This window comes from Nonomuraea sp. B12E4, assembly GCF_039871825.1.
Taxonomy (GTDB): Bacteria; Actinomycetota; Actinomycetes; order Streptosporangiales; family Streptosporangiaceae; genus Nonomuraea.
The window spans coordinates 234,463-252,797 of sequence record NZ_JBDPME010000006.1; the positions used below are offsets into that span (position 1 = coordinate 234,463).

Annotated in this window: 19 protein-coding genes, 1 tRNA gene and 1 riboswitch; of the genes, 8 read left to right on the forward strand and 12 right to left on the reverse strand. The window is 68.9% G+C overall.

The window, feature by feature from the left end; all coding sequences use genetic code 11:
* Window positions 1-119: 119 nt before the first annotated feature.
* Window positions 120-722, reverse strand: coding sequence for a C40 family peptidase (locus tag ABGB18_RS16940; protein ID WP_347696457.1), 603 nt, complete (start codon window positions 720-722; stop codon window positions 120-122).
* Between the two features lie 2 nt (window positions 723-724).
* Window positions 725-864, reverse strand: a riboswitch (cyclic di-AMP (ydaO/yuaA leader).
* A 98-nt stretch (window positions 865-962) separates the two neighbouring features.
* Between ABGB18_RS16940 and ABGB18_RS16945 the strand changes: the two genes are divergently transcribed.
* Both ABGB18_RS16945 and ABGB18_RS16950 read left to right on the forward strand, forming a co-directional pair.
* A complete protein-coding gene (locus tag ABGB18_RS16945) occupies window positions 963-2,009 on the forward strand; it encodes a 3-isopropylmalate dehydrogenase (RefSeq protein WP_347696458.1) in 1,047 nt (348 codons plus the stop codon).
* A 204-nt stretch (window positions 2,010-2,213) separates the two neighbouring features.
* Window positions 2,214-3,311: a branched-chain amino acid aminotransferase gene (locus ABGB18_RS16950; protein ID WP_347696459.1), complete on the forward strand. Its 1,098-nt coding sequence runs from the start codon at window positions 2,214-2,216 to the stop codon at window positions 3,309-3,311.
* Between the two features lie 42 nt (window positions 3,312-3,353).
* On the opposite strand, the gene ABGB18_RS16955 is transcribed toward ABGB18_RS16950, so the two are convergent.
* Window positions 3,354-3,998, reverse strand: coding sequence for an O-methyltransferase (locus tag ABGB18_RS16955; RefSeq protein WP_347696460.1), 645 nt, complete (start codon window positions 3,996-3,998; stop codon window positions 3,354-3,356).
* Between the two features lie 60 nt (window positions 3,999-4,058).
* Here ABGB18_RS16955 and ABGB18_RS16960 point away from each other — a divergent pair, with 60 nt between their 5' ends.
* Both ABGB18_RS16960 and cimA read left to right on the forward strand, forming a co-directional pair.
* Window positions 4,059-4,703, forward strand: coding sequence for a thioredoxin domain-containing protein (locus tag ABGB18_RS16960; protein ID WP_347696461.1), 645 nt, complete (start codon window positions 4,059-4,061; stop codon window positions 4,701-4,703).
* Window positions 4,704-4,941: 238 nt separating this feature from the next.
* Window positions 4,942-6,519: a citramalate synthase gene (gene cimA, locus ABGB18_RS16965; protein ID WP_347696462.1), complete on the forward strand. Its 1,578-nt coding sequence runs from the start codon at window positions 4,942-4,944 to the stop codon at window positions 6,517-6,519.
* A gap of 1,009 nt (window positions 6,520-7,528) precedes the next feature.
* Here the strand turns inward: cimA and ABGB18_RS16970 are convergent.
* Both ABGB18_RS16970 and ABGB18_RS16975 read right to left on the reverse strand, forming a co-directional pair.
* Window positions 7,529-7,732: a DUF397 domain-containing protein gene (locus ABGB18_RS16970; RefSeq protein ID WP_347696463.1), complete on the reverse strand. Its 204-nt coding sequence runs from the start codon at window positions 7,730-7,732 to the stop codon at window positions 7,529-7,531.
* Window positions 7,733-8,114: 382 nt separating this feature from the next.
* Window positions 8,115-9,713, reverse strand: a complete 1,599-nt coding sequence (locus ABGB18_RS16975; RefSeq protein ID WP_347696464.1) for a heparinase II/III family protein — start codon at window positions 9,711-9,713, stop codon at window positions 8,115-8,117.
* A 168-nt stretch (window positions 9,714-9,881) separates the two neighbouring features.
* Here ABGB18_RS16975 and ABGB18_RS16980 point away from each other — a divergent pair, with 168 nt between their 5' ends.
* Window positions 9,882-10,478, forward strand: a complete 597-nt coding sequence (locus ABGB18_RS16980) for an HD domain-containing protein (protein WP_347696465.1) — start codon at window positions 9,882-9,884, stop codon at window positions 10,476-10,478.
* A 43-nt stretch (window positions 10,479-10,521) separates the two neighbouring features.
* Here the strand turns inward: ABGB18_RS16980 and ABGB18_RS16985 are convergent, their stop codons facing one another.
* From ABGB18_RS16985 to ABGB18_RS17015, 7 genes are read right to left on the reverse strand one after another with little or no spacing between them, the layout of a single operon-like run.
* Window positions 10,522-10,878, reverse strand: a complete 357-nt coding sequence (locus tag ABGB18_RS16985; RefSeq protein WP_347696466.1) for an antibiotic biosynthesis monooxygenase — start codon at window positions 10,876-10,878, stop codon at window positions 10,522-10,524.
* A 15-nt stretch (window positions 10,879-10,893) separates the two neighbouring features.
* Window positions 10,894-11,472 carry an alkaline shock response membrane anchor protein AmaP gene (locus ABGB18_RS16990; RefSeq protein WP_347696467.1) on the reverse strand — a complete coding sequence of 193 codons (579 nt, stop codon included), beginning with the start codon at window positions 11,470-11,472 and terminating at the stop codon, window positions 10,894-10,896.
* On the reverse strand, window positions 11,469-12,176 hold the full coding sequence (locus ABGB18_RS16995; protein ID WP_347696468.1) for a DUF6286 domain-containing protein: 708 nt from the start codon (window positions 12,174-12,176) through the stop codon (window positions 11,469-11,471). Before ABGB18_RS16995 ends, ABGB18_RS16990 begins: the two co-directional genes overlap by 4 nt.
* Window positions 12,173-12,589 (reverse strand): Asp23/Gls24 family envelope stress response protein, encoded by a 417-nt coding sequence (locus ABGB18_RS17000; RefSeq protein ID WP_347696469.1) that lies wholly within the window; start codon window positions 12,587-12,589, stop codon window positions 12,173-12,175. The genes ABGB18_RS16995 and ABGB18_RS17000 overlap by 4 nt, the downstream gene beginning before the upstream one ends.
* Window positions 12,586-12,774, reverse strand: a complete 189-nt coding sequence (locus ABGB18_RS17005) for a DUF2273 domain-containing protein (protein ID WP_347696470.1) — start codon at window positions 12,772-12,774, stop codon at window positions 12,586-12,588. Before ABGB18_RS17005 ends, ABGB18_RS17000 begins: the two co-directional genes overlap by 4 nt.
* On the reverse strand, window positions 12,771-13,220 hold the full coding sequence (locus ABGB18_RS17010; protein WP_347696471.1) for a hypothetical protein: 450 nt from the start codon (window positions 13,218-13,220) through the stop codon (window positions 12,771-12,773). Before ABGB18_RS17010 ends, ABGB18_RS17005 begins: the two co-directional genes overlap by 4 nt.
* The gene (locus ABGB18_RS17015) at window positions 13,217-13,729 is read right to left on the reverse strand and encodes an Asp23/Gls24 family envelope stress response protein (protein WP_347696472.1); all 513 of its coding nucleotides are present in this window, start codon (window positions 13,727-13,729) and stop codon (window positions 13,217-13,219) included. The genes ABGB18_RS17010 and ABGB18_RS17015 overlap by 4 nt, the downstream gene beginning before the upstream one ends.
* Before the next feature lie 169 nt (window positions 13,730-13,898).
* Between ABGB18_RS17015 and ABGB18_RS17020 the strand changes: the two genes are divergently transcribed.
* Entirely contained in the window at window positions 13,899-14,675 is a 777-nt protein-coding gene (locus tag ABGB18_RS17020) for a fumarylacetoacetate hydrolase family protein (protein ID WP_347696473.1), read from the forward strand.
* The gene (gltX, locus tag ABGB18_RS17025) at window positions 14,668-16,041 is read left to right on the forward strand and encodes a glutamate--tRNA ligase (protein WP_347696474.1); all 1,374 of its coding nucleotides are present in this window, start codon (window positions 14,668-14,670) and stop codon (window positions 16,039-16,041) included. Before ABGB18_RS17020 ends, gltX begins: the two co-directional genes overlap by 8 nt.
* 70 nt (window positions 16,042-16,111) lie before the next feature.
* Here the strand turns inward: gltX and ABGB18_RS17030 are convergent, their stop codons facing one another.
* Window positions 16,112-18,079, reverse strand: coding sequence for a M3 family metallopeptidase (locus ABGB18_RS17030; protein ID WP_347696475.1), 1,968 nt, complete (start codon window positions 18,077-18,079; stop codon window positions 16,112-16,114).
* A gap of 167 nt (window positions 18,080-18,246) precedes the next feature.
* Here ABGB18_RS17030 and ABGB18_RS17035 point away from each other — a divergent pair.
* Window positions 18,247-18,318: transfer RNA gene (locus tag ABGB18_RS17035), tRNA-Gln, on the forward strand.
* Window positions 18,319-18,335: the final 17 nt, after the last annotated feature.

The following is an 18,335-nucleotide window of genomic DNA, read 5'->3' on the forward strand; positions in this document are numbered from 1 at the left end:
GGTAGAACCGGCCGACCGCTTCATCCCCGGCAGGGCCTTGTCGTCTGCGAGGCCGTGACCGGGCGGCCCCGCGGCGGCCCCGCGGTGGTGCCGCGGTGGTGCCGCGGGGCCGCGTCCGCTCACAGGGTGGCGGTGAGCATGGCAGGCGGTGGGTCGTTGTGTTGCTTCGTGGAGAGCCGTACGCCCTTGGGGTCGGGCCGGACGGCGCCCACGAACGCCTCCCTGCGCCAGTCAGAGAGCGGCTCCTCCTTGACCACGTCACCGGTGTGCGGCGCGTTCACCATGTAACCGGGTCTGGAGACCATCCCGACGTGCCCCAGTCCGTGGAAGAAGACCAGGTCACCGGGCTTGAGATGGTTCCAGGAGATCTTCCTGGAGAACGCGTTGTACTGCTCCGCCGCGGTTCGCGGCAGCTCGATCCCGGCGTGCGCGTACGCCTTGAGCGTGAGTCCGGAGCAGTCGTACCCGCTGTCGCTGGTTCCGCCCCAGACGTAGGGGATGCCGCGCTTGCGCATGGCGAAGTTGAGGGCGATCTTCCAGGCCGGCTTGGGCTGGCTCTTCTGCTGGACGTGCTTGACCTGGGGGCCGGTCAGCGTGATCGCGCCGGAGTCGGCGGCCTGGGGGCGGACGACGTCGGGGCTGTGGGAGGTGGCGGCCTGGGCGGGAGAGGCCAGGGCGAGCCCGGCGGCGGTGGCCGCAAGGCAGGTGGTGATGCGAGGCATGGTCTGTCCTTCCACGTGGCCTACCGGGTTAGCTGACGGGCTCGGGCCTGGAAGTGGCCCTACGGCGGCTGCCGACTCGCCCCAGGGGAGATTTGGGTCCCCGGCTCCACACAGCGGTGTGCGGATTAGGCTGGACGAACTCTAACGAAACGGTCAAAGCGTTGTAAACCACCTAAAATCGGACGTCCGAGAAATGAGATGGTGTGTTCGTCAGTCGAGACGAGCCGGTAAGGTACCGCCATGGAGTCGCGTAACATCCGCTTGGCCGTCATCCCCGGGGATGGCATCGGCACCGAGGTCGTGGCCGAAGGGCTCAAGGTCCTGGAGGCCGTCGGCACGAAGTTCGAGCCCACGCACTATGACCTGGGCGCCGCGCGCTATCACCGCACCGGTGAGACGCTGCCCGACGCGGTGCTCGAGGAGTTGCGCGGCTATGACGCGATCCTGCTCGGTGCCGTGGGCGACCCCAGCGTGCCGCCGGGCGTGCTCGAGCGCGAGCTCCTGCTCCGCATCCGGTTCGAGTTCGACCACTACGTCAACCTGCGGCCGGTCAAGCTGTTCCCCGGTGTGACGACGCCGCTGGCCGGCAAGTCGCCCGAGGACATCGACATGATCGTCGTCCGCGAGGGCACCGAGGGCCTCTACGCGGGCACCGGCGGCGTCATGCGGCGCGGCACACCCCACGAGATCGCCACCCAGGAGTCGCTCAACACCGCCCACGGCGTCGAGCGCGTGGTGCGTTACGCGTTCGAGAAGGCCAGGTCGCGCCCCCGCAAGAAGCTGACCCTGGTCCACAAGACCAACGTGCTCTCCTACGCCGGCGACCTGTGGCAGCGCACGGTCAACCGGGTGGCGGCGGACTATCCCGAGGTCACCACCGACTACAGCCACATCGACGCGGCCTCGATGTTCTTCGTGAGCCAGCCCGAGCGGTTCGACGTGGTCGTCACCGACAACCTGTTCGGCGACATCATCACCGACCTCGGCGCGGCCATCGCCGGCGGCATCGGCCTGGCGGCCAGCGGCAACATCAACCCCGAGGGCGCCGCGCCCAGCATGTTCGAGCCGGTGCACGGCAGCGCGCCGGACATCGCCGGGCAGGGCAAGGCCGACCCGACCGCGACGATCCTGTCGGTCGCCATGCTCCTCGACCACCTCGGGCTGCACGCCGAGGCGGCCAGGGTCGAGCAGGCCGTCGCCGACGACCTCGTGGACCGGCTGGCCGGCGGGGCGAGCCGCACCACCAGTGAGATCGGCGACGAGATCACCGCGCGAGTATCCGGCTAGGACCGCCTAGTCCCCACGAGCGCCTGGCGGTTCCCACGAGGACCTCCAGGCGCTTTTTCGTGTGCGGACCGGCGAACCACCCCATCAGCCGCTTGTCATCCCATATAGCGAGACAATAGGAAGGTACGCACCGCCCTCGGGCAGTGCCCCACTCCCACAGACTTCGGTAGATTGCGCAGAACCGCAGAGAGAAGGACCTCCGTCATGACCGTCGCTCAGAAGCTCAGCTTCGACGTGCAGCTCTCCGACCACGCTCGCACCGCTGCCGAGCGGGAGCAGGTACTGGCGAACCCCGGTTTCGGGACTTTCTTCACCGATCACATGATCTCCATCGACTTCACCGAGGGCCGCGGCTGGCACGACGCCCGGCTCGCGGCGTACGGGCCGCTCTCCCTCGACCCGGCCACCGCGGTCTTCCACTACGCGCAGGAGCTGTTCGAGGGGCTCAAGGCCTACCGGCAGAGCGGCGGCTCGATCGTGACCTTCCGCCCGTACGCGAACGCCGCCCGCTTCAACCACTCGGCCGTCCGGATGGCCATGCCGGAGCTGCCGGAGGAGACGTTCGTGGAGTCGCTGGAGCTGCTCGTCGAGACCGACAAGGAGTGGGTGCCCACGACCGAGGGGCACAGTCTCTACCTGCGCCCCTTCATGATCGCCACGCAGGCGGGACTCGGGGTCAACTACCCGTCGAAGACCTACCGGTACATGGTCATCGCCTCGCCCGCGGCCTCGTACTTCACGGGGGGTGTCAAGCCCGTCTCGGTCTGGCTGTCCACCGAGTACACGCGGGCCGCTCCCGGCGGCACCGGCTTCGCGAAGTGCGGCGGCAACTACGCGGCGGCGTTCGTGGCGCAGCGGCAGGCGGTGGCCAACGGCTGCGACCAGGTGGTGTGGCTGGACGCCCACGAGCACAAGTACGTCGAGGAGATGGGCGGGATGAACCTGTTCTTCGTCTTCGGCGACAAGCTCGTCACCCCGGCGCTGACCGGCACCCTGCTGCCCGGCATCACCCGCGACTCCATCCTGGCGCTGGCCGGCGAGCTGGGCCTGGAGGCGGAGGAGCGGCTGATCTCGGTCGACGAGTGGCAGGCGGGGTGCGCGTCCGGGGAGCTCACGGAGGTGTTCGCGTGCGGGACGGCGGCCGTGGTGACGCCCGTGGGCACGGTGAAGGGCGCCGACCGCGCCTGGACCGTCGGCGACGGCACGCAGGGCCCCGTGACGACGCGGGTGCGCGAGGAGCTCGTCGGCATCCAGTACGGCTCCCGCCCCGACACCCACAACTGGGTCCACAAGATCGTCTAGTCGGGGGCCGTGGGATCGCCCGTGCCGGCGGGCGGTCCCACCTCAGTGCTTCGTGATCATGGTCATGCCGTCCGCCCACGGCATCATGAGCACGCTCACCCGCGGATCCTCGATCACCAGCTCGTTGAACTCGCGGATCTCCACGGTCGTGGTCTCCTCGTGGGCGGGGTCGGCCACCCATCCCCTGCGCAGCGTGTTGTCCGCGATGATCAGCCCGCCCGGGCGCAGGCGGGCGACCAGCAGCTCGTAGTAGCCGGGGTAGTTGCCCTTGTCGGCGTCGAGGAAGGCCAGGTCGACGGTCTCGTCGAAGGCGGCGAGCGTCTCCAGCGCGGGCCCGAGCGTGAGCGTGATCCGGTCCTCGACCCCGGCCCGGCGCCAGTAGCGGCGGGCGATCGAGGTCCACTCCTCGCTCACGTCGAAGCAGTGCAGCCGGCCGCCGGTCAGCCCGCGGGCGATGCACACGGACGAGTAGCCGGTGAACGTCCCCACCTCCACGACCACCCGGGGCGCCGCCAGCCGGGTGATCATCGTGAGGAAAGCGCCCTGGTCGGGGGAGATCTGCATGCCCGCGGAGTCTCCGGTGGCGGCCGCGGTCTCCTTGGCCAGCTCCTCCAGTAGCGGGTCGGGTGAAGAGCTGTGAGTCTGGACATATTGCGCCACGGCGGGGTCCAGGAAGTATGCCTTCATACGGCCATTGTTTCCGTTTCCGGTAGGGTCTGCGCGATCAATGACGTGGGAAGTGGGCTGATGATGAAGCGGTTGGTAGCGGTCGCCGCGGCGTGCGTGGCGATCGCCGCACTCGGGGTGCTCGCGTTCTCGGAGCCGGGAGCGTCGCCGGACGGGGTGCGGCTGAGCCGCCAGGTCGACGGCAGCATGGTCCTGGCCGACCGGTCCAGCGACGCACCCGTGCTGGACCTGTACGAGGACTTCGACTGCCCCGTCTGCAAGGACCTGCACGCCAGGGTGGACGCCACCATCCGGCGGCTGGCCATGGAGGGCAAGGTCAAGGTCGTCTTCCACACCGTGACGATCTTCCAGGACGAGCCCATGCGCTCCAACTCCGTCCGCGCCGCCGCTGCCGCCCGCTGCGTGCCCGAGGAGAGCTGGCTGACCTTCCGCGACGAGCTGTACGCCATGCAGCCCGCGCCGCACGGCGTGGCCTCCGGGTTCACCGTCGAGGACCTGGCCAGCGCGGCCAGGCAGGCGGGAGCGGACGTGGACCAGTGTGTCACCTCGCAGTCGTACGCGAAGGACCATCTGGAGCAGACGGCGAAGGCAGGGCTGGAGGGCACCCCGACGGTGCTGCTCGACGGGCAGATGCTGGGCCAGGAGGCGTTCGACCCGGCGGCCCTCGAACGGGTCATCACCCAGGGCGACGGTGTCGTGGTGTAACGACACTCATCCCACAAGGTGAGATCGATGTGCCAGATGGTGACCACGTGTGGCAGACTGATGAGCACTATGTTCAGCGGTCTGCTCATTATCGGCAGGCGCGCCGGCTGACCAAGGGAGACCGCCGGCGCGCAGACCTCTCACGTCCGTGAGGGGTCTTTTTGTTTTCCAAGATCCGCAGAACCCGCGCAGACCCACCAGAACTCCAGAACCAGTCGAAGACTTCCGGAGAGAACCCATGGCCGACGACCGCTTCCACGTATACGACACGACGCTGCGTGACGGCGCCCAGCAGGAGGGGCTCAACCTGACTGTCGCCGACAAGCTCGCCATCGCGCGCCACCTGGACAGCCTGGGCGTCGGCTTCATCGAAGGGGGCTGGCCGGGCGCCAACCCCAAGGACACAGAGTTCTTCAGGCAGGCCCGAACAGAGCTCGACCTGAAGCACGCGCGACTAGCCGCGTTCGGCGCGACCCGCCGGGCCGGTGTGAAGGCCGCCGACGACCCACTGGTGGCCGCGTTGCGCGAATCCGGCGCGCCGGTCGTGACCCTTGTCGCCAAGAGTCACGACCGGCACGTGGAGCTGGCCCTCCGCACGACTCTCGAGGAGAACCTCGCGATGATCCGCGACACGGTCTCCCACCTGCGAGCGGAGGGCCAGCGGGTATTCCTCGACGCCGAGCACTTCTTCGACGGCTACAAGTCCAACCCCGCCTACGCCCTGGAGGTCGTCAGGACCGCCGCCGAGGCCGGGGCCGACGTCATCGCCCTGTGCGACACCAACGGCGGCATGCTGCCGGACGAGCTCGGGGAGGTCGTCCAGGAGGCGGCACGGACCAGCGCCCGGGTCGGCATCCACTGCCACGACGACACCGGTTGCGCGGTGGCCAACACCCTGGCGGCCGTCCAGGCCGGCGCCACCCACGTCCAGGGCTGCGCCAACGGCTACGGCGAGCGCTCCGGCAACGCCAACCTCTTCACGGTCGTGGCCAACCTCCAGCTCAAGCGCGGCTTCGACCTCGTACCCACCGGCGCGCTGGCCGACATGACCCGCATCGCCCACGCCATCACCGAGGTGACCAACGTCACCCCCAACTCCCACGCCCCCTACGTCGGCACCTCCGCCTTCGCCCACAAGGCCGGCCTGCACGCCAGCGCCATCAAGGTGGACCCGAACCTCTACCAGCACATCGACCCGGCCGAGGTGGGCAACGACATGCGCATGCTCGTCTCCGACATGGCGGGCCGGGCGTCGGTGGAGCTCAAGGGCCGCGAACTGGGCTACGAGCTGACCCCCGACCACACCAAGGCCCTGGTGGACCGGGTCAAGGACCTGGAGTCGCGCGGCTACACCTTCGAGGCCGCCGACGCGTCCTTCGAACTGCTGCTGCGCGACACCGTACACGGCCGGCGCAAGCGCCACTTCGAGGTGGAGTCCTGGCGGGTCATCGTCGAGCGCACGAAGGGCGGCGAACTGGTCAGCGAGGCCACCGTCAAGGTGCACGCCAAGGGCGAGCGGATCGTGGCCACCGGCGAGGGCAACGGCCCCGTCAACGCCCTGGACAAGGCCGTACGGCTGGCCCTTGAGCAGCTCTACCCGGAGCTGGCCAAACTGGAGCTGGTGGACTACAAGGTCCGCATCCTGGAGGGCACCCACGGCACCGACGCCATCACCCGAGTCCTCGTCACCTCCAGCGACGACCGCGCCGAGTGGTCGACGGTCGGGGTGGCGGAGAACATCATCGACGCGTCGTGGCAGGCTCTGGAGCAGGCGGTCACGTACGGCCTCCTGAGAGCAGGCCGCGAAACCCTCTGACCATCACCATGCACTGACCCGCTACCAGGCCACACGGTGGGCGCCCACCCAGCGCCCACCCGTTACCTGGTTACACGGTGGGCCATGTGCGCCCGCCCCGAGCGGTCCTCGCTACCGCTCGGGCTGCCCAATCGTGGGCTTCGCCCAGGCGAGGGGCCTTCGGCCGATCGAGCGGTCGCAATGGTTGGCGGTCGGAAGATCGAGGGCGAATCGCAATCCATGAGCTTGCACAGCGTAGCCCCCGGCGAGAGAGAAGCCTCGCCGTTCTGTCACCTTCGGGATGATCCGCGCGACGAGTTCATGCAAACGGATCCATCGGTGCTACTCGGCCCGCGCCAGTCCCGGAAACCGTGCTTCCCAGGCTTGTCTGGCCTGGACCGGCAAGTACAGGGAACGCCAGACTCGGACCAGCGTCTCGTGGTTCAGATACGTTCGCAGATCTTCGAGGTGAGTCGCTTCACGGATCACGCGTTCGTACATCAACCCCACGTGGCGGTTGTTCGAGAGGTGGTAGAAACGCTGTTCCGACCAGTCCCAATCGAGTCGGTAACACCATCACACCCGTGACCGGCCCGGTCAGCTCACTGAGGTTGGCGGGGATGAGATAGACGCGATGGTTGGCGTACTGGGACTCGACGTTCACTCTTCCAGCCTGTGCAGTGACGGAGGGTGTTCGCGCCGTCGCTGTGGTATTTCGCCGCGTTGGCCGTCTCGTCGATCAATGACGTGACGACCAACACGGTGTTCGGCGATGAGGGCATGTCAGTCGTCGGAGTCGTGTTCCGGTGCGAACGGCCTCAGTTAGGTCATTCGACCCAAGCCTCACGGGGAGAACTGTGCTGTTGCCACGTCGAAATCCTCTCTGCGAGATGCTTGCCAGCAAAAATTACCCCCGATCTTGGGCACAGTACGCGTGCTATGTGTATGTGGTACCACACAATGCGGGTGGCGCAGCCAGCAAAAAGAAGAGGCTCGGCATTCCGGGCCTCTCCTATGTCTCGTCAGGGTGTTAGAAGTCGAATTCTCCCGCTTTTACTGCCTTGGTGAACGCATCCCACACAGATGCACTCACCACATAGGGCTGCATGTTCGACTGCTCGGTGTCTCGGATGCCGACGCGGCCTTTGGACAGCGGTGCGACCTCAAGGCAGTTGCCGTTGTCGCCCGAGAACGAGGACTTCCGCCACGCGGCGGTGGTGAGTTCCTCGTTCAAGTTCAGTTCCATTCCTGATCCAACCTCTTCAATTCTTCGGCGCGAAAGACTCTGGGGGAGTGCCTCGGAGCGGCATGCCTGGTATCGACGGATAAGGATCGCGATTTCGGACTCTCCATCCCATACCTTCCCGCTAACTGGCGAATCAACGAAGGCGGCAGCCGGCCTACCAGCTATGTGTGCGATCAGACAGCCGCCCAGAAGTCCAGCGGTCACGCGAGCGCTGAGTGGAAGGATTTACTTCCGATCATCTACCCATAGTGATCGTTCCCACACCTAGAGTGATACCCCTGGGTAACGGGTGGGTGCTGGGCGAGCGTGGTTGTCGGGGTGGGGTTCGGGCGGCCCACCGTGTAGCCGGGTAACGGGTGGGTGCGGCTGCTCAGAAGAGGTCAGTGGGGAAGGAGATGCCGTTCACCGTGACCTTGCTGGATGAGCAGGAGACCTTGGGGGAGTCGGTGCCGGGGACGATCGCCGTCAGGAGGGACTTCGCGGGTGGGGAGATCACCACGTTGGTCTGCTTCTTCGACAGGTACGCGGGGGAGGCCCAGCCCAGTTTCCCGCCCCGTTCCACCTGCTGCCCGCCGACCCGCTCGCAGGACGACAGTTGCACCAGGGAGACCTTGAACTTGTCGTCCCCGAGCACCACCTTGCCGCCGCTCTTGGAGATCAGCTTGAGTGACGGGTCGAAGCGCCACAGGTTCCTGATCTTCTTGCCTCCGGAGGCCGTGTCGAGCACCGCCATGAGGTCCTCGCCGTGGTTCACCAGGACCGATCTGGTGCGGGCCACGCCGTACGCCTTGTCGGTCAGCTTGAACGACTGGCGGTCGTCGCCGTACTCGGTGGCCACGAGCTTCGAGGCGGTGCGCGGCTTGAAGCGGGCGCCGACCACCGTCGGGACGTTGTGCGCCTCCGGCGAGAGCGTCCAGTAGCGGTAGGCGCTCTTCTCGTAGGAGTGGAAGCCGCCGTCCACGAGGATGTCGTGGCCCTGGGCGTAGTACGTCACGCCGAGATGGTCCTCGTGCCCGTGGAACTTCATGCCCGGCCCGTAGCGGAGCGAGTAGTAGGCCGAGTCCGGCTTGCCCCAGGCCGTGCGGCCGAACACGTAACCGGCGCGGTAGGTCCGGACCTCCTGCTTCGGCGTGCCGGTCTCCATCTTCGGCTCGGTCTCGGCGCTGCCGTCGCCGAGGGGCACCATGTAGCCGTTCGGCATGGTCGAGTGGGCGACGAAGTCCTTCAGGGCATCGGTCCGCTTGGCGATCTCGGCGGGGACCCTGCGGTCGCACGCCTTCATGTTGGTCATCGCGACCTGCAGGCGGCTGTGCACGTAGACGGCGTAGCGGGGAGCCTGCTCCATGAGCGCGCCCTGCGCGTCGACGTCGAGCTTGACGGTGCCGGTCAGCCGGTTGATCGCCAGGTTCGTCCAGTCCTTGCGGTCATACCGGCAGCCGATGCCCATGAGCGCGATGTCCTGGTCGATGCCGTGGTTGTGGCCCTTCTTGTAGAGCCGCGGGTCCGACAGGAGCTTGGCGTGCTCGGCCAGGCTCTCCTTGAGCCAGCTCTCGTTGACGTGCATGCTCAGGCACAGCAGTGCCTGCGTGCGCAGCGAGACGGGGTGGTCCTGCCAGACGTACGACTTGGTCGTACGGGCGCCGCGCTTGTTGTTGGCCACCCAGTCCTTGGCGATCTCGGTGGCGCGGTTGAGGTAGCGTTGCTCGCCGCTGTTCTCGTACTCGACGGCCAGCGAGCCCATCCACCGCAACGACTGGAAGACGAACTCCCAGGAGCGGTTGTTGTACGGGCTCGCACCCCAGTTGATCTTCTTGCCCAGCTTGTACGGCGGCAGCCCCACCAGCGAGATCTCGCCCTGCATGACGTCGCTCGCCGTCGGGGTGGCCGGTAACCAGTCACCCTGGCACTCCGCCGTGCGGGCCACTTTGTCGGCGTGCGCGGGGCTCACCAGCCCGCCTAGTGCGAGCATGAGGGCAAGAGATATCGCGAGGCGGCGCACGCCAGTTTCCTTCCGGGACAGAAGTTGAGGGCGGGACATGCTTTCGGACCGGAGATCAACTGGTCAAGTGGAATGCATGATTCGTTAACCGAGCCCCCCGGCTGGCACATGTCCGCACCGCCGAGACATGCTGGTGGAGTGAAACTCGACGATCTCGTGATCCCGGACACGCCCGCGTGCCGAGGCGCGCTCGAGGTGGCGGCCCGCTACCACACGCCCTCGCTGCTCAACCACTCCGTGCGCGCCTACCTGTGGGCGGCGGCCTACGCGCGCGGCAACGGCATCTCCTTCGATGCCGAGCTGCTCTACGTGGCGGCCATGCTGCACGACATCGGGCTGGTCGCCGAGTTCGACAGCCAGACGGTGCCGTACGAGGAGGCCGGCGGGCACGTGGCCTGGGCCTTCTGCGCGGGGGCCGGCTGGTCGCCCGAGCGCCGGGTACGCGCCAGCGAGGTGATCATCCGCCACATGTGGGAGGAGGTCCCGCTGGAGGAGGACCCGGAGGGCCACCTGCTGGAGCTCTCCACCGGGATGGACATCTCGGGCCGGCGTACCGGCGAGATCCCCGCGGACCTGCGCCGCGAGGTGCTGGAGCACTATCCGCGGCTGGAGATCGCCAAGGAGTTCGGTGTGTGCATCTCCGAGCAGGGGGCGCGCAAGCCGTCCAGCTACGCCGGCAAGTTCGTGCGCGGCGGCATCGTGGACCGCATCGCCCGCAATCCCCTGGACGCGTAAATCGTGGACCGTATCGCCCGCGACCCCCTGGACGCGTAAGTCGTCAGGATTTGGGCCCGGCGCTCTCGGAGACCTCGAAGGTCCACACCTCCGAGTCCGTCGCGGCGGGCCCCTGCCCGTGCCCGTGACCCTGCCCGTGGCCCTGAGCCCGCGCGTCCTGTGCCGCCTGGGCGTGCCCGCGCTGGAACGCCTCCCCCTGCTGCCACGCCTGGAAGTCCTCCTCGCTGCGCCAGCGCGTGTAGACGAGGTAGCGGTCGGTGCCCTCCACCGGCCTGAGCAGCTCGAACCACTCGAACCCGGTAGCCGACTCCACCATCCCCGCCCGGTTGGAGAAGCGCCGTTCGAGCTCCTCCCGCATGTCGGCGGGGACGGTCAGCACGTTGATCTTCACGACGGACAACACAGGCCCCTCTCGTCAGTGCACCACCCGGTGCCGCGAAGGTGAGGGCTCCAGGCTAACGCGGGCCACCACCGGTACATGATCCTGCTCCAGCGCGTCGCGCAGGCGAACCAGCGTGACAGTGGTCAGGTGCCCGGCCAGCTCGGACATCGGGGCCGCCTCGTCGGCGGCCACCCGCAGCCGTACCCGCGGCCTCGGTCCTGCCACGTCGGCGTCGGCGTCCAGTACGGCCGGGCCGGTGGCGACGTCGGCGGCCACCGCGTGCGCCATGCCTTCCGCGGTCACCTCCGTGACGCCCGCCGGGCCGCTCTCGACGCGCACCATGCCGCGCGCCCGCCCGCGCCCCTGGACGAACAGCCAGCGCAGCGCCAGCAGCGCGATCACGATCGCGGCCAGCGCCACCGCCCACCAGATCCACGGGCTGGTACGCGCGAAGAACCCGCGCACCCCGCCGTCCACGATCGGTGCGCCGGCCGGCCAGGTCCGCGGGAACGCGCCCAGCCCGCGGGCCAGCGCGAGCCCGCCGAGGATCGCCAGCACCAGCCCGACCAGTGCCAGCCCCCACCGGTTGCCCCGCGCGGTCTTCCTGTTCACTCGCGCTCCTTCCCGCCGACGACGACCCGGTACGGCTCCACCAGGTCCAGCCCGGCCAGCCGGGTGAGCACGGCATCGCGTACCGCCTGGCGCCGTCCCTCCTCGTCCCACCCGGACGTGACGGGCCTGACGGTGACCGTGTGGTGGCGCATCCTGACGCGGGCCGAGCGCACGCCCGGCACCTCCTCGGCGGCGTGGGCCAGGGCCCGGGTGACGCTCCTCGGGCGCAGGCCGATGGCCAGGTCGGGGTCGCGGCTGCGTACCGGCATGAGGGTCGGCCGGCCCGGCACCAGCGCGGTGGCCAGCAGGGCCAGCCCGAGCAGCGTCACGATCGCCGAGACGAGCGCGACCAGCGGGTTCGCCCACGCGGTGGTGGACGCCCAGCCCAGCATGCGGTCGTAGGGGACGAGACGCAGCGGCCGGCCGGCCAGCGCGGAGATCGTCTCGGCGGCCGCCAGCAGGCCGAGGAGCGTGAGCAGCGCCGCCACCACGACGGCCGGAATCCTGCGGTACGGCCGGAACATCCGCCTGACCGCCCGCTCGGCCCCCCTGTCCCGCCTCGGCGGGACAACCTGATAGGGGCCTTCGGGCACGTACGCCCCCTCGGCCTGGGGTACGCGCTCCGCCCGGTGCGCGCCCGCCGGTTCGGCGGGAACGGCGCGAGCCTCCGGCCGGATTCTGTCGTCCGGGTCCCGCGTTGTCATGGCAGTTCGCCGTCCACGTCGGTCATGGTGATGTCGAGGCGGGAGACGTGCACGCCGGTCTGGGCCGCGACGCGGCGGATCACGTGCTCCCTGAGCCGCCTGCCCACGGCACGCAGCGGTGCCGGGTAGGCGACGCCGACGGCCAGGTGGACGGTGGCCCGGTCGCCGTGCACCTCCGCGCTCGACGTGCGCCCCCACAGCCCGCCATCACCCGGCCTGCCCTTGAACGGAACGCCCTTGAGACGCACGCCACGCACCTCGGGCACCTCCATGGCGGCCCGGCACGCGAGCTTGGCGACCACCCGGTCGGCGACCTCGGTGCGCCCGCGCCGCTCCGGCGCCGTGGGCGGCACGGGGCGCTGCGCGGGCACCGTCACGGCGCCCGCCTGCGGCCGGCCGCCGCCGGTGGTCATCGGCGCTTCCCGGGCGCGTTCGGCAGCTTGATCTCGCCGCGCTCGACGATCCATCCGACGAGGAAGCCGACCGCGCCGAGCACCAGCACGAGCAGGAACGCGCCCAGCCCGCCGAACGCCGCGGCCAGCCCGAGCACGATTCCCGCCGCCATGCCGATCACGGGCATCCAGTGGTTGCTGTTCATGATCTCTCCACGATGTCGTCGATGCGGACGTTCACCCGGCGTTCGCCGACCAGGTCCGCCACGGCCCGCCGCACCTCGTCGGCGGTCTCCGGCAGCGGGCGGTCCAGCGTGGCGACGATGGAGATCTCCACCGCTCGCTCGTCCACGGACACGCCCGAAAGCCGCGCGCCCGGCAGGTACGTGGCCACCGTCCCGAACGGCCCCCCGGACAACCCGGCCACTCCAGGACAACCCCGTACGCGCTCCGCGATCCCCCCGGCCTCACCGACGGCGGATCGGCCGTGGACGGCTGCCGGATCCTCGCCCGCGACGGAGGTGTGCGCGCCTGCCGCGGCCCCGGTGTCCGCGCCGCAGCGTGCACCGACGTTGCCACCAGAACGCGCACCAGGGCGTGCGCCGGGATCCGGGCCGGCGGTCGTTCCCGGGTTCGGGCCGGTGGGTCTCATCGGACCCGCGGCTCCTGGCCGGGCTCCGTCTCCTGCTCCTCCATGCCCCGGTCCCGGTCCATGTCGGGCAGGTGTACGTCGTCGACCCTGATGTTGACCTCGGTGACCTCCAGCCCGCACATCCGCTCGACCGCCGTGATCACGTTCCGCCGCACGGCCCCCGCCAGGTCCGGGATCGCGGTGCCGTACTCGGCCACCAGGTCCAGGTCGACGGCGGCCTGCCGCTCACCGACCTCCACGGACACGCCCTGGGTGACGCTCCGCTCCCCGCTGACCATGCCCCGTACGCTGCCGAGCGCCCGGGCCGCGCCCCCGCCCATGTCGTGGACCCCGGACACCTCGCGTGCGGCCAGTCCGGCGATCTTGGCGACGACAACGTCGTCGATGGTGGTGGTGCCCCGCTCGGTGACCAGCGCGCCGCCGGGGCCGTCTTCCTGCGTCCTGGCCCGCGGCACCGTGGTCTTCGCCTCGCCGGTCCCCGCGGCTCGGTTGGACATTGTGTCCGCCACGATCCGTCACCCCCCAAATGTGACTCCTCAGTAAGGTGACATAACCGCTGCTACATGGCTAATGCGCAATGAAAAGGATTTTGGGGACATTTATCGACAGGCGCTGACTTTACTTGTGGCGGGTCGCCGGGTGGGCAGACCCCTCCGGCGGCGGCGATAGCCTTGTCGGGTGCGTATTGCGAGGTTCTCCACAGGCGAAGGCGTGTCGTTCGGCGTGGTCGAAGGCGGCCCGGGGGAGGAGTTCGTCTCCGCCGTCTCCGGGCATCCCTTCGGCGAGGTGCAGTTCACCGGTGAGCGGTTCCCGCTGTCCCAGGTGAAGCTGCTGGCCCCGATGCTGCCGAGCAAAGTGGTGGCCATCGGCCGGAACTATGCCGAGCACGCGGCCGAGCTGGGCAACGAGGTGCCCGAGGAGCCGCTGATCTTCTTGAAGCCGTCCACCACGGTGATCGGCCACGGAGAGAGCATCGCCTACCCCACGACGCTGTCCGACCGCGTCGACTACGAAGGGGAGCTGGCCGTGGTGATCGGCCGGCTGTGCCGGGAGGTGCCGGTCGAGCGCGTCAAGGACGTCATCTTCGGCTACACCTGCGCCAACGACGTCACCGCCCGCGACCTGCAGAAGAAGGACGTGCAGTTCACCCGGGCCAAGGGGTTCGACACGTTCTGCCCGCTCGGGCCGTGGATCCAGACCGATCTCGACGCGAGCGATCTGGCGCTGACGACCACGGTCAACGGCGAGATCAGGCAGAGTGGACGCACAAGCCAGCTCATCCACGACATCCCCGCGCTGGTCGCCTACGTCAGCGCGGTCATGACGCTGATCCCCGGCGACGTCATCCTGACCGGCACCCCGGCGGGTGTCGGCCCGCTGGAGATCGGCGACGAGGTCAGCGTCGGCATCGAAGGCATCGGCACACTCACGAACAAGGTGGTCTCCCGTGACTGAAGTACGGGTGCGGTTCGCCCCGTCCCCAACCGGCATGTTCCACGTGGGCGGCGCCCGCACCGCGCTGTTCAACTGGGCGCTGGCCGAACAGTCCGGCGGCCGCTTCGTGCTGCGCATCGAAGACACCGACGCCTCCAGAAACCGTCCGGAGTGGATCGAGGGCATCATCTCCGCGCTCGACTGGATCGGCATCAACGGCTCCAACGAGGCGTTCGAGGGCCCCTACTTCCAGTCGGCGTACGAGCCGCAGCACCGCGAGGCGGTGGCGAAGCTGCTGGCCGACGGCCGGGCCTACTACTGCGACTGCACGCGCGAGCTGCTGGTCGCCCGCACCGGGTCCGAGCACCGCGGCTACGACGGCTTCTGCCGTGACCGGGGCCTGACCGAGGGCGCGGTGCGCTTCCGCACCCCGGACGAGGGCGTCACCGTGGTGCACGACCTCGTGCGCGGCAAGGTGGAGTTCCCCAACGACGCGCAGGAGGACTTCGTCATCGCCCGCACCGACGGCTCGCCGCTCTACGTGCTGGCCAACGCGGTCGACGACATCACGCAGAGCATCACCCACGTCGTCCGGGGGGAGGAGCACCTCGGCAACGCGGCCAAGCAGATGCTGCTCTGGCCCGCGCTCGGCGCCAGCCCGCCGGTCTGGGGCCACCTGCCGGTGATCGTCAACGAGCAGCGCAAGAAGCTGTCCAAGCGCCGTGACAAGGTGGCGCTGGAGAGCTACCGCGAGGAGGGCTACCTCGCCGAGGCCATGGTCAACTACCTCATGCTGCTCGGCTGGGGGCCCGGCGACGACCGCGAGATCATGCCGTGGTCGGAGATGGTGCCGCTGTTCAAGGTGGAGGACGTCAACTCCGCCGGCGCGTTCTTCGACGAGAAGAAGCTGCGCGCGTTCAACGGCGAGTACATCCGGGCGCTGCCGCTGGAGACGTTCGAGGAGCGCTGCCTGCCCTACCTTGAGCCCACCTGGGACCGCGAGCTGTTCAGCAAGGTCGCGGCGCTGGCCCAGACCCGCCTCGGGGTGCTGTCGGAGATCCGGCAGAACGTCGACTTCCTCTTCCTCGACGAGCCGGTCTTCGACCAGGCGTCCTGGGACAAGGGGATGAAGAACTCCCCGGTGGAGATGATCGCCGGCTACCTGGCGCGCCTGGAGACGGTGAGCTGGGACCCCGAGTCGCTCAAGGAGGCGCTGGAGGAGGTCGGCACGGCCCAGGGGCTCAAGCTGGGCAAGGCCCAGGCCCCGGTGCGGGTGGCGATCACCGGCCGGACGGTGGGCCTGCCGCTGTTCGAGTCGATCGAGGTGCTCGGCCGCGCCCGCGCCCAGGAGCGCCTGCGCGCCGCCCTGACACGCCTCCAGGGCTGACCGAGCATGTTCGCGCAGTGGGCCGGGCCGTGGCGAACGCCGGAGCGTTCCGGCCCACCGCGCGCAGGGACTAGTCGAGGCCGCGACGCGTGAGCAGCGGCTGGATGCTCGGCTCGCGCCCCCGGAAGTTCCGGAAGGCGGTCAGCGGGTCGAGGCTGCCGCCGCGCGAGAGCAGCTCGCCGCGGAAGTGGTCACCGTTGGCCCTGGTCAGCCCACCGTTCTCCTTGAACCACTCCACGCTCTCCGCGTCCAGCACCTCGCTCCAGATGTAGGAGTAGTAGCCGGCGCTGTAGCCGCCGGCGAAGATGTGCGCGAAGTAGTTGGTCCGGTAGCGCGTCCTGACCAGCGCGAACGCGATCCCGGCGGCCTCCAGGGCCGCGGCCTCGAACGCCTCGGCGTCGGCCACCGTCTCCCCGGGCGCCAGCTTGTGCCAGGCCCAGTCGAGCAGCGTCGCCGCCAGGTATTCGACGGTCTTGAAGCCCTGGTTGAACTTCTCCGCCGCCGTCAGCTTGTCCACCAGCGAGACCGGCATCGGCTCGCCCGTCTCGTGGTGCTTGGCGTAGTTGGCCAGCACCTCGGGCCAGGTCGCCCACATCTCGTTGACCTGTGAGGGGTATTCGACGAAGTCGCGCGGCACGCTGGTGCCGGACACGCGCGGGTAACGCACCTGGGAGAACAGGCCGTGCAGCGCGTGCCCGAACTCGTGGAAGGCGGTGTTGACCTCCTCGTACGTCAGCAGCGTCGGCCCGGAGGCGGGCTTGGTGACGTTGAGGTTGTTCATCACCACGGGCAACTGGCCGAACAGGAAGGACTGGTCGACCAGGTTGTTCATCCAGGCGCCGCCGCGCTTGGTCGCCCGGGCGTACGGGTCGAGCACGAACAGGCCGAGCCGGCCGCCGTCCTCGTTGAACACCTCGAACACGGTCACGTCGGGGTGGTAGCCGCCGAGGTCGGGCCGCTCGGCGAACGTGATCCCGTACAGCTTGGTCGCCGCGAAGAAGACGCCGTCCCGGTAGACCCGGTTGAGCTCGAAGTACGGCCGCATCTCGGCGCCGTCGAAGTCGTAGCGGGCCTGGCGCACCTTCTCGGAGTAGTACGACCAGTCCCACGGCTCGATCTCGAACCCGGCCTGCTCGGCCAGCGCCTCGGCCTCCTTGCGCGCGTTACGCACGGCCGGGCCGACGAGCTGGCCCAGCATCTCCTCGACCGCCTCGACGGTCTTGGCCGTCTGGTCGGCCACGATGTAGGCGGCGTGGTTGGGGAAGCCGAGCAGCGCCGCCCGCTCCGCCCGCAACGCCGCCATCCTGGCCGCCAGCTCGAAGTTGCCGGGCGCGCGTCCGACGCTCAGCTCGTAAAGTCTGCGGCGCACGTCGCGGTCGGTGAGCTGGGCCAGGCCGGGCTGGTTGGTGAAGTTGAGCAGCGGCAGGACGTATTCGCCGTCCTTGCGCAGTGACTCGATCTTGGCCTGGTCGAAGCCGTCGAGCTCCGCGGGGTCCGTCACCACCAGCGCCGACTCGGTGGAGGCCTTGAGCAGGCTCTGCGAGAACCGCGTCGAGAGCTTCGACAGCTCCTCGTTGAGCTCGCGCAGCCGGGCCTGCTCCGACTCCGACAGGTCGGCCCCGGCCCTGATGAAGTCGTCGCGGTATTTCTCCAGCAGCCAGGACTCCTCGGCGTCGTCCGTGGTCACCTGTTTGATCCGGGCCCACAGCGCCCTGTTGAGCCGGATCGCGTCGCCGTGCCTGGTCAGCTCGGGGGAGATCTGCTTCTCGATCTCCATGATGCCGTCCGTCGAGTTGGAGGCCGCGACGCTGAAGAAGACCGTGGCCGTGCGGTCGAGGATCCGTCCCGACCGTTCCAGCGCGGCGATCGTGTTGTCGAACGTCGCTGGTTCCGTGCTGCCCGCTATGGCCTCGACCTCGGCGAGCTGTTCGGCCATGCCGAGCTCGAACGCGGGCAGGTAGTGCTCCTCCCGGATGTCCGCGAAGGGGGGCAGCTCGTAAGGCAGGTTGCTGGGGGCGAAGAAGGGGTTCTCGGCCAACGCTTGGGCTCCTCCACGTGGTGTTTTGTCCCCTTCAGCTTGGCACGACCGGCCCGGCGTCGGCGGAGCGGGAGGGCCTGTCGGGTAATCGTTTTGGTCTTACCCCCGGAGCTGGGCTATTCTTTCGGACGTCGCCAAGCGCGGTTCCCTGAGGGGGCCACGTACGGTGGGGTATGGTGTAATTGGCAGCACGACTGATTCTGGTTCAGTTAGTCTAGGTTCGAGTCCTGGTACCCCAGCACATTCGATTGAACGC

Coding starts and splice junctions, on each gene's coding strand:
- ABGB18_RS16995 (WP_347696468.1), bottom strand. CDS start 12,176: ATGACAACGCGGGACCCGGACGACAGAATCCGGCCGGAGGCTCGCGCC.
- ABGB18_RS17000 (WP_347696469.1), bottom strand. CDS start 12,589: ATGACCACCGGCGGCGGCCGGCCGCAGGCGGGCGCCGTGACGGTGCCC.
- ABGB18_RS17005 (WP_347696470.1), bottom strand. CDS start 12,774: ATGAACAGCAACCACTGGATGCCCGTGATCGGCATGGCGGCGGGAATC.
- cimA (WP_347696462.1), top strand. CDS start 4,942: ATGGCCGACGACCGCTTCCACGTATACGACACGACGCTGCGTGACGGC.
- ABGB18_RS16960 (WP_347696461.1), top strand. CDS start 4,059: ATGATGAAGCGGTTGGTAGCGGTCGCCGCGGCGTGCGTGGCGATCGCC.
- ABGB18_RS16940 (WP_347696457.1), bottom strand. CDS start 722: ATGCCTCGCATCACCACCTGCCTTGCGGCCACCGCCGCCGGGCTCGCC.
- ABGB18_RS16955 (WP_347696460.1), bottom strand. CDS start 3,998: ATGAAGGCATACTTCCTGGACCCCGCCGTGGCGCAATATGTCCAGACT.
- ABGB18_RS17010 (WP_347696471.1), bottom strand. CDS start 13,220: ATGAGACCCACCGGCCCGAACCCGGGAACGACCGCCGGCCCGGATCCC.
- ABGB18_RS16950 (WP_347696459.1), top strand. CDS start 2,214: ATGACCGTCGCTCAGAAGCTCAGCTTCGACGTGCAGCTCTCCGACCAC.
- ABGB18_RS16945 (WP_347696458.1), top strand. CDS start 963: ATGGAGTCGCGTAACATCCGCTTGGCCGTCATCCCCGGGGATGGCATC.
- ABGB18_RS16975 (WP_347696464.1), bottom strand. CDS start 9,713: ATGCTCGCACTAGGCGGGCTGGTGAGCCCCGCGCACGCCGACAAAGTG.